The 12,367-nt window shown below is 60.8% G+C and carries 10 protein-coding genes and 1 tRNA gene; 3 read left to right on the forward strand and 8 right to left on the reverse strand.

Annotated features, from left to right (window positions below):
* The 8 genes from EAY64_RS19090 to fdnG form a co-directional block, all read right to left on the reverse strand.
* The coding region (locus tag EAY64_RS19090) for a methyl-accepting chemotaxis protein (RefSeq protein ID WP_147456250.1) at positions 1–1,146 on the reverse strand (1,146 nt) is incomplete at its 3' end.
* A 2-nt stretch (positions 1,147–1,148) separates the two neighbouring features.
* Positions 1,149–3,293, reverse strand: a complete 2,145-nt coding sequence (locus EAY64_RS19095) for a chemotaxis protein CheA (protein ID WP_103526297.1) — start codon at positions 3,291–3,293, stop codon at positions 1,149–1,151.
* A complete protein-coding gene (locus EAY64_RS19100) occupies positions 3,283–3,573 on the reverse strand; it encodes an STAS domain-containing protein (protein WP_103526298.1) in 291 nt (96 codons plus the stop codon). The genes EAY64_RS19095 and EAY64_RS19100 overlap by 11 nt, the downstream gene beginning before the upstream one ends.
* Before the next feature lie 9 nt (positions 3,574–3,582).
* Complete coding sequence (locus EAY64_RS19105) at positions 3,583–3,951, reverse strand: response regulator (RefSeq protein WP_103526299.1); 369 nt, start codon at positions 3,949–3,951, stop codon at positions 3,583–3,585.
* A 271-nt stretch (positions 3,952–4,222) separates the two neighbouring features.
* Complete coding sequence (gene fdhE, locus EAY64_RS19110; protein ID WP_103526300.1) at positions 4,223–5,143, reverse strand: formate dehydrogenase accessory protein FdhE; 921 nt, start codon at positions 5,141–5,143, stop codon at positions 4,223–4,225.
* Positions 5,140–5,769, reverse strand: a complete 630-nt coding sequence (locus tag EAY64_RS19115; RefSeq protein ID WP_103526301.1) for a formate dehydrogenase subunit gamma — start codon at positions 5,767–5,769, stop codon at positions 5,140–5,142. Before EAY64_RS19115 ends, fdhE begins: the two co-directional genes overlap by 4 nt.
* Positions 5,766–6,641 carry a formate dehydrogenase subunit beta gene (fdxH, locus tag EAY64_RS19120; protein ID WP_103526302.1) on the reverse strand — a complete coding sequence of 292 codons (876 nt, stop codon included), beginning with the start codon at positions 6,639–6,641 and terminating at the stop codon, positions 5,766–5,768. The genes EAY64_RS19115 and fdxH overlap by 4 nt, the downstream gene beginning before the upstream one ends.
* A gap of 9 nt (positions 6,642–6,650) precedes the next feature.
* Positions 6,651–9,707 carry a formate dehydrogenase-N subunit alpha gene (fdnG, locus tag EAY64_RS19125; RefSeq protein ID WP_103526303.1) on the reverse strand — a complete coding sequence of 1,019 codons (3,057 nt, stop codon included), beginning with the start codon at positions 9,705–9,707 and terminating at the stop codon, positions 6,651–6,653.
* Between the two features lie 200 nt (positions 9,708–9,907).
* Here fdnG and fdhD point away from each other — a divergent pair, with 200 nt between their 5' ends.
* The 3 genes from fdhD to EAY64_RS19140 all read left to right on the forward strand — a co-directional run bounded on the left by fdhD (position 9,908) and on the right by EAY64_RS19140 (position 12,324).
* Positions 9,908–10,726 (forward strand): formate dehydrogenase accessory sulfurtransferase FdhD, encoded by an 819-nt coding sequence (fdhD, locus tag EAY64_RS19130; protein ID WP_103526304.1) that lies wholly within the window; start codon positions 9,908–9,910, stop codon positions 10,724–10,726.
* A 218-nt stretch (positions 10,727–10,944) separates the two neighbouring features.
* Positions 10,945–12,171, forward strand: a complete 1,227-nt coding sequence (locus EAY64_RS19135; protein WP_059286973.1) for an aspartate kinase — start codon at positions 10,945–10,947, stop codon at positions 12,169–12,171.
* A gap of 59 nt (positions 12,172–12,230) precedes the next feature.
* Positions 12,231–12,324 (forward strand) — tRNA-Ser (locus tag EAY64_RS19140).
* The last annotated feature ends 43 nt before the right edge of the window (positions 12,325–12,367 follow it).

Genomic DNA, 12,367 nt, shown 5'->3' on the forward strand with positions numbered 1-12,367 from the left:
TTCGATGGCGGCATTCAGTGCCAGCAGATTGGTCTGGTAGGCGATGTCGTCGATGATGACGATCTTGTCGGCAATCTGGCGCATGGCCTGCACGGTCTGGCGCACGGCCTCGCCGCCCTCGGCCGCTTCGCGCGCAGCCTGCTCGGCAATCCCTTCGGTGACCCGGGCATTGTCATTGGTCTGGTTGATGGCGGCCGACATTTCCTCGATGGCGGCGGTGGTTTCCTCGATGCCGGCTGCCGATTCGCTGGCCGATTGCGACAGTGACTGCGAGGTGGCGTTCAGTTGTTGGGAGGCAGAGGCCAGATTGGCCGCGCCGTTTTTCACTTCGGTCATCAGGCCGGCGAGGGTGCTGACGGTTTGCGCCACCGAATACATCATGCTGCTGTTATCGCCAGGAAGCAGTGGCAGCTGGGTATCCAGCCGGCCATTGGCCAGTTGCTGCATGATGTCGGCGACGGCATGTGGCTCGCCGCCCAGGGTGCGGCGCAGCGAGCGGATGATCATGACTGCCAGCAGGCTGCCCAGTAACAGAGCCGCTGCCGATAACAGCAGCATGATGTTGTGTGCCTGCTGGATGCCGGCCTCACTTTCCAGGCGCGATTGTTCGTTCAGGCGGAGTTCCACGTCATAAAGTTGGCGCAATACCTCCATGAATTTTCCCATGACCGGCATGACTTCCTGGCGCATTACCACCGTGGCGGCCTCGTTTTCATTAATGGCACCCAGTGATTCGGATTTGTCCATGACGATGATGGCATTGGGGCGGATGGACTGGATCTGGGCAATCAGCTCCTTTTCGCGCGTGGTCAGCTCGGGTTCGGCCAGCATGTCGCGGATCAGCAGCTGTTCGCTGTCCAGATAACGGCGTTTGGCGTCATTGTATTTTTCTACGGCCAGGTTAATGGCGTGCAAGTCGGTGTAAATAATGACGTTGCGGTACGCTATGCGTAATTCCTGTGCCTGTTCGAGCAAGGCTGAAGCGCGCGTGGCATCGCGGTCGTTGATGCGCATGCTGCCCAGCATGCCGTTGATGCGCCCGAAGCTGTATATGGCGACTGAGACGCACAGCACCAGCAGGACAAGCAGGCTGCCAAAGCCCAGCCCCAGCCGCATGGCTATGCTCATGGGTGCAGATTTGTTCATGGTCATTTCCCCGAAGACGTATCGTTGTTATGTGGCTGACGGCTGCCCGCCGCCGGGTATGGTTCCTGCTCCAGCGCGTAGCGGCTGGCTTCCTGCTGGGTGGCGTGCTGGATGAGGGCCAGTACGTCCAGAATCAGCGCTACCGCGCCATTGCCCAGAATGGTGGAACCGCTGATGGCTTTCAGATGGCGGAACAGGCTGCCCAGCGGTTTGATCACGGTCTGGAATTCGCCTTGCAAGGCATCCACCACCAGGCCGACCCGATTGCTACCGGTTTGTATCACCACCACGTTTTGCCGGCGGCCTGGCTGTCCTTCCAGTTCCAGAAACTGGCGCAGATACAGCAATGGCAGGATTTCACCGCGTAGCTGCAACCGCTCCGGCCTGCCATGGTCGCCGGGTGTGACAGGCAGCTCCATGCACTCGACCACGGTTTCCAGCGGAATGACAAAGGTGGAGCTGCCTACCTCGACCAGAAAGCCGTCGATGATGGCCAGGGTCAGCGGCAGACGCAGGCGGAAGGTGGTACCCAGTCCGATTTCGCTGTCTATCTCCACCGTGCCGCGCAGCGCCTCGATATTCTTTTGCACCACATCCAGCCCCACGCCTCGGCCTGACAGATTGCTGATGCGCTCGGCGGTGGAGAAACCGGCGGCAAAGATCAGCCGGTAGATGTCCTGCTCGCTCAGCAAGGCATCGCTGCTGATGATGCCGCGCTGCAAGGCCTTGGCCAGGATGCGCTGCGGGTCGAGCCCGCCGCCATCATCGGCCACCTCGATCACCACGCTGCCGGATTCATGATAGGCATTCAGCCAGACATGGCCTTGCTCCGGCTTGCCGATGGCGCGGCGCTGCTGCACATCTTCGATGCCATGATCGATGGCATTGCGCACCAGGTGGGTGAGCGGGTCGGCCAGCTTGTCGACCATGGATTTGTCCAGCTCGGTTTCCGCGCCGCTGATTTCCAGCTTGATGGATTTGCCCAGCTCTTGGCCGACATCACGCACCACGCGCGGGAAACGGCTGAAGGTTTCACCGATGGGCACCATGCGCATGGACAGCGTATGCGAGCGGATCTGCTCGATCAGCCCGGCCATCACCACGGTGGATTCCAGCAAGGGACTGCTGCCATGGCTGCGTGCCAGCAGATTGGCTGCCGCGCCGGCAATCACCAGCTCGCCCACCAGATTGATCAGGCTGTCGAGCTTGCCAGCTTCCACCTTGATGAACTTGCTTTCGCTGCTGCGGCCAGTCTTGTGGTCTGCGCCAGCGGGCAGTGCCGGCCTGGTGTCGGGGGCTGTCGTGACCAGGGTGGGGGCGGCGACGGCGTTGTCTGCTGTGCTGGGCCATAGCCCCCATTGCTGCCAGATGTCGCGGCAGCTTTGCTGCTCGGCGGCATCACCGGCCTGCAGGGCTTGTTGCAGATGGCTGGCCAGCTGGGCGCGCGGGCTGATGATGAACTGGCTGCCCTCGCTGGCAAACTCGAAGACGCTGGCCAGTTGTGCTTCATCCACCGCACCACGGAACTGCATTTCCAGCCGCAGGTAATTGCGTTCCGCATCGAAACTTTCATCGGCAGGCAGGGCGCTGCTACAGCTGGCAATCGCCTGTATCTGGCCCAGCGTGGCCAGGTAGCGCACAAAGGACGCCGGGTCCATGCCATTGCGCAAGACCTCGGGGCCAAAGCGCAGCGACAGCAGCCAGTCGCTGTCGGCGGCCGGCTCGGCCTGGCTGCTGGGCTCGGCAGGGGGGAGCGACCCCGCCGGCGGCGGCAGCAGGGCCGCGATATCGGCCAGGATATTGTCCTGCTCACCAGCCGGAATGGCCTGGCCGGCAGCTACCGCTGCCAGCTGGGCCTTGACGTGATCGTGGCTGCGCAGCAAGACGCCGCTTAGCTCGGCATCCAGCTGCAAGTGGCCATCGCGTAGCTGGTCCAGCAGGTTTTCCGCCTGATGGGTGAAACGGACAATCTCGTCCAGCCCGAACAGCCCCGCCGAACCCTTGATGGTGTGCATGCTGCGGAACAGTGCGCCCAGCTGTTCGGCGGTAATGCTGTCGGCTTCGGCATCCAGCAGAATGCTTTCCATCTCTTCCAGCAGCTCGGCCGACTCCTGCAGGAAGGACTGCATGGCCAGTTCAAGATCCATCCACGGCCTCCAGTGCATTGTGCAACGGCTGCAGCCCCAGCAGCCGGATGAAGTCCCGTACCGCCGGGCTGGGATGGCTCAGCGTCAGCTGGCATGACTGCTGCTGCGCGGCACGGTGCAGCCACAGCAGCACCTGGGCACCGGCGCTGTCGATTTCCTCGACTTGCGACAGATCGATCTCCAGCTGTGGATGCTCGCGCAGGGCCGCTGCCAGTTGCTGGTGCAGGGCCTGGGCCTGGTAGATGGTCTGCTCGGCAGCCAGGGTAATGAGATGGGGCATGGCGATGGCTCAGGGCAGGATGAGCCGGGCGATGGCGTCCAGCAGTTGCGGGGGTTCGAAGGGCTTGACTACCCAGGCGCAGGAACCGCATTCCCGGCCTTGCTGTCGCAGATGTTCGGCGGTTTCGGTGGTCAGCATGATGACCGGGGTGAAGCGATAGTCGGGGTGCTGCTTGATCTGTGCCAGCAGGCTCAGACCATTCATCACCGGCATGTTGAGGTCTGACAGCACCAGATGGATCTTGCGCCCGTCCAGCAAGGCCAGTGCCTGCTGACCATCGGCGGCCTCGATGACATGGTAGCCGGCACCTTCCAGTGTCATCTTCACCACCAGCCGCAGGCTGGTGGAGTCGTCCACGACTAGTATGGTCTTGGCCATATTTTCCCCTTGTACCCTGCTGACCGTGCACCCAGCGCTACGGGTGCATGGCCAAGGCCGGCTGGCTGCCTGTACCCGTGCGGGTGATTTTTTCTCGTTAGTGCGGCTTGGTCTTTCTAGTTTTGTAGTTGCTGCCTTTGTCGAATGCAAAGAGGAATGGCGAAGCGATGCATTTTATTTATTACTACTTGTCATGACTTTTTAAACATTGATTTGGCTTGCAATAAAAAAACCGGCCACCTGGGCCGGTTGTTGCCTGGCTGCAAGGTATTCAGCCGGGAAACAGCAGCGGGTTGAGGCCGCTGCGGGCAAAGCCCTGTTCCTCCAGTGCGGCATCCAGCGCCAGGCTGGCCAGATCATCCGCCACCGCCTCAGCCTGCTGATCCTTGTCCAGTGACAGGATTTTCAGATAGCTGCCGCAATCGCCGCAGGATTCGCCGCGCACCGCCGCGTGCTGGTCTTGCAAGGACCAGTAGCCGATGTCGCGCGTTGCCTCGCAGTTGCTGCACTTGGCCCGCACCAGATGCCATTCGCTTTCGCACAGGCTGCAGTGCAGATAGCGCAGCCCGGCTTCATTACCCTGATGCACGATGCTGGCCACCGGCGCGCTGGCGCATACCGGGCACAGGTGGCGCGCATCGCCGGGTTCGGCGACGGTGGCGATTTTCAGCTGGCTGGCCAGCTGGCTGAAATACACCGACAAGGCCGCCCAGATGAAGGGAGCCTGCCCGCTGTCCACCGCCGCCAGATCACCGGACAACAGCGCCTGGGCGGCTTTTTCCTGCTGCTCAGCTGGGGCGGCCTGCAACTGTGCCAGCACCTGTTGCACGGCCGGGCTGGCAGCGTCAGACAGTTGCTGGCACAGGGCTTGCAGAATCTGCCGCCACTGCCCGTCGCGTTGCCAGGCCATGGCGCCCAAGGGCGGCAGGCCGTGCTCGGCGCACTGCTGGAAGTAATCCGCACGCGCGGGCAGCAACACCGGCTGGCTGTGTACCAGCTGCTGTTGTGTCTCGGCAATGCGGCTGGCCAGTTGCAGGTAATCGGCCATGACATGGCCCGCCGCCAGCTGCTGCAGCCGGGCCGCGCGCTGACGATACAGCGTGGCTGGCTGCGGCAACAGCAGCGGGGTGATGTCCAGGCTGGCTGCTTGCCGCTCTGCCAGCTGTTCTACCGGCACTATGCGAATGCTCATGGCTTGTTCTTGTCTCCTGTCACTTCACGGTACCAGCGTGGATGATGCTTCTTGGCCCAGGCATGTGTCACCACGCCTTCCACCATGGCGCGGATGGTGCCGCGTACCCAGATGGCGGCGTACACATGCACCACGATGCCGGCAATCAGCACCAGTGCGCTCCAGGCATGCAGCAGCAGGGCCACGCGGATCAGGTCGATGGGAAAGTAATAGGCAAAGTAGGGCCGCCAGATGATGACGCCGGTGCAAATCAGCACCAGCAGGCAGCCGCTCATCAGCCAGAACATGCCTTTCTGGCCGCCGTTATACTTGCCGGTGTCACCCACCTCGTGACCGGACAGCACCTGTTTCACCGACAGCATCCACTTGATGTCCTCCTTGTTGAACAGATTGTGGTGCCAGTAGCGGAAAAACTGCCGGAAGAAGCCGAGGAACATCAGCACCCCGACAAAGGGGTGAATGATGCGCGCCAGCTGCGGCGTACCAAACACGCCGGTGAGCCAGAAGAAGGCCGGGTAGAAAAAGGCCAGGCCGGAGATGGCCAGCAGCATGAAGCACACCGCCACGATCCAGTGGTTGATGCGCTCGGCCGCGTTGTAGCGGCTGATCAGCTTTTCCTTGCTCATACCTTGTCCTCCTCTTCTTCATCCTCGGCCTTGTTGGGGCCGACACCGATGTAGTGGAAGAAACCGAACAGCAGCGAGGCGGCCAGGCCAATGGTGGACAAGGGCTTGAGTATGCCCTTCCACAGGCTGACTACCGGGCTGATCTGCGGATCCTTCTTCAGCCCGTGGTACAGCTCGGGCTGGTCGGCATGGTGCAGCACATACATCACATGGGTGCCGCCCACGCCTTGCGGATCGTACAGACCGGCATTGGCATAGCCACGGGTTTTCAGCTCGTCCACCCGTTCCTGTGCGTATTCCTTCATGTCCTCCTTGCTGCCAAAGCGAATGGCGCCGGTGGGGCAGGTTTTCACACAGGCCGGTTCCTGGCCCACGCTCACCCGGTCGGAACACAAGGTGCATTTATAGGCCTTGTTATCCTTCTGGTTGATGCGCGGCACATTGAAGGGGCAGCCGGAAATGCAGTAGCCGCAGCCGATGCAGTGCTCGGACTGGAAGTCCACGATGCCGTTGGCGTACTGGATGATGGCGCCGGGCGAGGGGCAGGCTTTCAGGCAGCCCGGGTCGGCGCAGTGCATGCAGCCGTCCTTGCGGATCAGCCATTCCAGCTTGCCGTTCTGCTCGGTTTCGCTATAACGCATCACCGTCCAGCTTTCGGCGGACAGGTCGGCCGGGTTGTCGTACACCCCGACGTTGTTGCCCACTTCGTCGCGCAGGTCATTCCATTCCGAACAGGCCACCTGACAGGCCTTGCAGCCGATGCAGGTGGACACGTCGATCAGCTTGGCCACTTCCGCCTTGTGCTCGCGCGCAATCGGCGGCTGGGTGGGGCTGGCGGAGCGGCGCAGGATATCTTGCGATTGCAGTGACATGGTCGCTCCTTATGCTTTCTCAACGTTGACGAGGAAGGACTTGAACTCCGGCGTCTGGGTATTGGCATCCCCGACAAACGGCGTCAGCGTATTGGCAATAAAGCCTTTCTTGGTCAGGCCTTCAAAGCCCCAGTGAATCGGCACGCCGACATGGTGAACCAACTGGCCATTCACCTTCAGTGCCTTGATACGCTTGGTGACCACCGCCTTGGCCTTGATATAGCCGCGCTTGGATGACACTTTCACCAGGTCACCGTGGGCAATGCCTTTTTCCCTGGCCAGCTCCTCGCCGATTTCCACAAACTGTTCCGGCTGCATGATGGCGTTCAGCCGCGCATGCTTGGTCCAGTAATGGAAATGCTCGGTCAGGCGGTAGGTGGTGGCGGCATAGGGGAACTGCTGATGCTGGCCCAGCTGCTCCTTGTCGCCCTTGAACAGCCGCGCTGCCGGGTTGGATATCACCTTGGGATGCAGCGGGTTGGTACCCAGCGGCGTCTCGAACGGCTCGTAGTGCTCGGGGAAGGGGCCTTCAGCCATCTTGTCCAGCGCAAACAAACGTCCCAGCCCTTCGGCCTGCATGATGAAGGGGCCCATGGCGCTGCCCGGCGGCTCGTCGGCCTTGAAGTCCGGCACATCCACGCCCACCCACTTTTCGCCATTCCACTTGATCAGCGTGCGCTTCTTGTCCCATGGCGTGCCATCGGGCTTGCAGGAGGCGCGGTTGTACAGGATGCGGCGGTTGGCCGGCCACGCCCAGGCCCAGCCCAGCGTGTTGCCAAGGCCGGAGGGGTCGCTGTTGTCGCGCCGCGCCATCTGGTTGCCGGCCTGGGTCCAGCTGCCGGCGAAAATCCAGCAACCGGATGCCGTGCTGCCATCCGCCTGCAACAGCGCGAAACCAGGCAGGAGCTCACCCTTCTTGGCCAGGAACTGACCGGGGTTCTTCGGATCGGGCAGATCCGCCAGTGCCTTGCCGTTCAGCTCTTTGGCCAGCTCTTCCGGCTTGGGCTCGTGCGGGTCGCCATAGGCCCAGGACAGGCTGTTGATGGCATCCGGGAAGGTGCCGCCATCCTTGGCGTACATGGCCTTGAGCTTGAGGAAGATACCCGCGAGGATTTGCGGGTCGGTCAGCGCCTGGCCTGGCCCTTCCGCGCCCTTCCAGTGCCATTGCAGCCAGCGGCCGGAGTTGACGATGGAGCCATCTTCCTCGGCAAAGCAGGTGGTGGGCAGACGGAATACTTCGGTCTTGATGTCCGCCGTCTTCACATCATTCTGTTCGCCGTGGTTCTGCCAGAAGGTGGAGGTTTCGGTGGTGAGCGGGTCCATGATCACCAGGAACTTCAGGCGCGACAGCGATTCCACGATCTTGTTCTTGTTGGGGAAGGACGCCACCGGGTTGAAGCCCTGGCAGAAATAGCCATTCACCTTGCCCTGATGCATCAGCTCGAAGTACTGCAGCACATCGTAGCCCTTGTCCCACTTGGGCAGCAGGTCATAACCCCAGTTGTTGTCCGCCGTCGCCTTGTCGCCCCACATGGATTTCATGAAGGAAACAAAGAACTTGGGATAGTTCTGCCAGTAGTTCATCTGGCCATCCGCCAGCGGCTTGCTGGTGTACTTGGTCAGATAGCTGTCCAGCGTCGGCTCTTTCTCCGACGGCATGGTCATGTAGCCAGGCAAATTGGTGGTAAGCAGGCCCAGGTCGGTCAGCCCCTGGATATTGGAGTGGCCACGCAGCGCATTGATGCCGCCACCGGCCATGCCCATATTGCCCAGCAGCAGCTGGATCATCGCCATGGTACGGATGTTCTGCGCACCGATGGAGTGCTGGGTCCAGCCCAGGGCATACAGGAAGGAGGTGGTTTTGTCCGGTGCGCTGGTCTCTGCCAGATGCTCGCAAATCGCCTGGAAGGCTTCTTTGGGCGTGCCACAGATATTGGCCACCACATCGGCGGTGTAGCGTGAGACATGCTGTTTCAGCAGATTGATCACGCAGCGCGGGTCGCTCAGCGTGTCATCCCGTTTGGCCATGCCCTTCTCATCCAGCTGGTAGGCCCAGGTGGATTTGTCGTACTTGCGCTTGTCCGCGTCATAGCCGCTGAACAGGCCGTCTTCGAAGCTGAAGTCCGGATGTACCAGCAAGGCCGCATTGGTATAGGCGAGCGTGTATTCCTTGTTGTACTTGCCGGTTTCCAGCAAATAGCGGATTACGCCGGACAGCAGGGTGATGTCCGTGCCGGTGCGGATAGGCGCGTAGAAGTCTGCCACCGAGGCAGTACGGGTAAAGCGCGGGTCGATGACCAGCAGCTTGGCCTTGTTGCGGGTCTTGGCCTCAATGGCCCAGCGGAAGCCAACCGGGTGTGCTTCGGCGGCATTGCCACCCATCACCACGATCAGATTGGCGTTCTTGATGTCGACCCAATGGTTTGTCATGGCACCGCGACCAAATGTTGGGGCAAGACTTGCCACCGTTGGTCCGTGTCATACACGCGCCTGATTGTCGACAGCCAGCATTCCGAGGCTGCGAGTGAATTTGTGGGTCAGCCAGCCAGCTTCGTTGCTGGAGGCCGATGCTGCCAGAAAACCGGTGGACAGCCAGCGGTTCACCGTCACCCCATCGGCATTTTTTTCGATGAAGTTGGCATCGCGGTCTTGCTTGACGTGCTTGGCGATGCGGGTAAACGCTTCATCCCAGCTGAGACGTTTCCATTCATTGCTGCCGGCTTCGCGTACTTCCGGGTATTTCAGGCGATTAGGGCTGTGGATGAAGTCCACCAGGCCAGCCCCTTTGGGGCAGAGCGCACCACGATTGACCGGATGATCCGGGTCGCCTTCAATATGGAAAATTTCGGACTTGGCGTTTTTGGCGCCATCGCCCAGGCTGTACATGAGAATGCCACAGCCTACCGAGCAGTACGGACAGGTGTTGCGGGTTTCACTGGCGCGCATCAGCTTGTAGCTGCGCACATCAGCCATTGCCTTTTCCGGCAATAAACCCAGCGTTGCAATCGTGGAACCTGCCATACCCCCGGCGCACAGCTTGAAGAACTGCCGCCGATTGACCTGCATGGGGTCTCCTTCGTGGGTGGAATATTGACTGACTTTCCGCTCTGGCCGTCAAATGCAGCATCATGGCTGTTGCGCACTGGTGCAGGGCGGAAGGACGGGTCTGGCCAACCCTGAGAGTTGTAGCCTGACTCCATTATCGTCAGCAATTTCTGTAAGCTCAAATAGCGAGTGACAATGAAACCCTTAAAAAATCTTAATTCATGACCGATTCCGCTCCCGAAGGCTTCGATATCACCAGCCATATTGACCGAATCCAGTGGCAAGAGGCTCAGCCCATGCTGACTCAGGCCGATGCCCTGGCCTGCGAAGTGCCAGTGGCGCTGGTATATAACGGCCTGGCGCATGTGGTGATGATGGCCAGCCCGCAGCAGCTGGAAGACTTCGCCCGCGGTTTTTCCCTGGCCGAGGGCATTGTCCGGCAGCTGGCGGATATCTACGACATCGAAGTGCGCAATGCCACCAGCGGTATCGAGGTGCATGTGGAACTGGCCTCCGCCTGTTTCAGCGCCTTGAAGGAGCGTCGCCGCCAACTGGCTGGCCGTACCGGCTGCGGCCTGTGCGGGGTGGAGCAACTGGCGGAAATCTTCCGTCCTCTGCCAGCCTTGCCGGATACGGTGCGGCTGGGCTGGCCCGCGCTGAAAAGGGCGCTGCAGGCCCTGCCCGAGCGGCAAACCCTGTCGCAGCAGACCGGCTGCGCCCATGCGGCAGCCTGGCTGGATCTGCAGGGCAGCTTGCTGCAAGTGAGCGAAGACGTGGGCCGGCACGTGGCGCTGGACAAGCTGATCGGCCGGCGTGCCGTCAGCGATTGGGGCGCCGGGGTGGCACTGGTGACCAGCCGCGCCAGCTACGAAATGGTACAAAAGGCTGCCGCCGCCGGCATTGAAATCCTGGTGGCGGTGGCCGCGCCCACCGCGCTGGCAGTGCAAATGGCCGAACAGTACGGCCTGACCCTGCTGGGTTTTGCCCGGCCGGGCAGGGTGAATGTTTACACCCATCCGCAACGGCTGCTGGCCGGCTAAGCCTGCTGCCGTCATGGCGGGCCCGCTCCTGACCGCCAGAGTGGGAAGGCCAGGCAGTTTCCCGCCGTGCTTCAGCAGTGGCTGATAGCCGCGTGGCCGTGATTTGTTGCATTGCGCAAAGGCAGATGGGCATTGTCGAACAATGGCCTTGCTTTTATGGCGCAGATCGGGCCAGAATCGAAGTCCGACATATCAACCTTTCTATATAAGAAGCAAGCATGGCACTCATCGTACAAAAGTACGGCGGTACCTCGATGGGCTCTGCGGAGCGCATCAAGAACGTGGCCCGCCGTGTCGCCAAATGGAAAGCGCAGGGACATGATGTCGTAGTAGTGGTATCTGCCATGAGTGGCGAAACCAACCGACTGATTGCCCTTGCCAAAGAGATCCAGGCCTATCCGGACCCGCGCGAGCTGGACGTGATCATTTCCACCGGCGAACAAGTCACCATCGGCCTGTTGGCCATGGCACTCAAGGAAATCGGTGTCGACGCCAAGAGCTACTGTGGCTGGCAAGTGCGCGTGACCACTGACGACTCGCACAACAAGGCACGTATTCAATCCATCGACGAAGCCGCCATGCGGACAGACCTCGCGGCCGGTTCGGTCGTGGTGGTGGCCGGCTTCCAGGGCATTGATGAAAACGGCAACATCACCACGCTGGGCCGTGGTGGTTCCGACACTTCCGCCGTGGCGCTGGCCGCCGCGCTGAAGGCCGACGAATGCCAGATCTACACCGATGTCGACGGTGTCTACACCACCGATCCGCGCGTCGTGCCGGATGCCCGCCGCCTCAAGACCATTACCTTCGAGGAAATGATCGAGATGGCCTCGCTGGGCTCCAAGGTATTGCAGATCCGTTCGGTGGAATTCGCCGGGAAATACAAGGTACGTCTGCGTGTACTGTCCAGCTTCGAAGAGGAAGGGGAAGGCACGCTGATTACGTTCGAGGAAGATGAAAACATGGAAAAGGCCGTAGTTGCAGGCATCGCATTTGACCGTAACGAAGCACGCATCAATGTGAAGGGCGTACCGGACAAGCCGGGTATCGCTTACCAGATTCTGGGCCCGATTGCCGATGCCAACATCGAAGTCGACATGATCATCCAGAACGTGGGCGAAAACGGCACCACCGATTTCTCCTTCACCGTGCCGCGCGGGGAATTCCCGCGCACCATGGACATCCTGCGCGAAGTGCAAACCCATATCGGCGCCGCCAAGATCGATGCCGACGACAAGGTCGCCAAGATCTCCATCGTCGGCGTGGGCATGCGTTCGCACTGTGGCGTGGCTTCCACCATGTTCCGCACCCTGGCGGAAGAGGGCATCAACATCCAGATGATTTCCACTTCGGAAATCAAGGTATCGGTGCTGGTGGACGAGAAATACCTGGAGCTGGGCGTGCGCGTTCTGCACAAGGTATTCGGTCTGGATCAGCCGGCATAATTTTTTAGGCAGGTGCTTGACAGGGGGCGCCAGCTTGCTTAATATGGCGCTCTCTGAACGGAGAAATGGCCGAGTGGTCGAAGGCACTTCCCTGCTAAGGAAGCATACGGGCTTAAACCTGTATCGAGGGTTCGAATCCCTCTTTCTCCGCCAGAATCTGCACCCGTAGCTCAGTTGGATAGAGTATTTGGCTACG

This window comes from Aquitalea palustris, from assembly GCF_003693445.1.
GTDB lineage: Bacteria > Pseudomonadota > Gammaproteobacteria > Burkholderiales > Chromobacteriaceae > Aquitalea > Aquitalea palustris.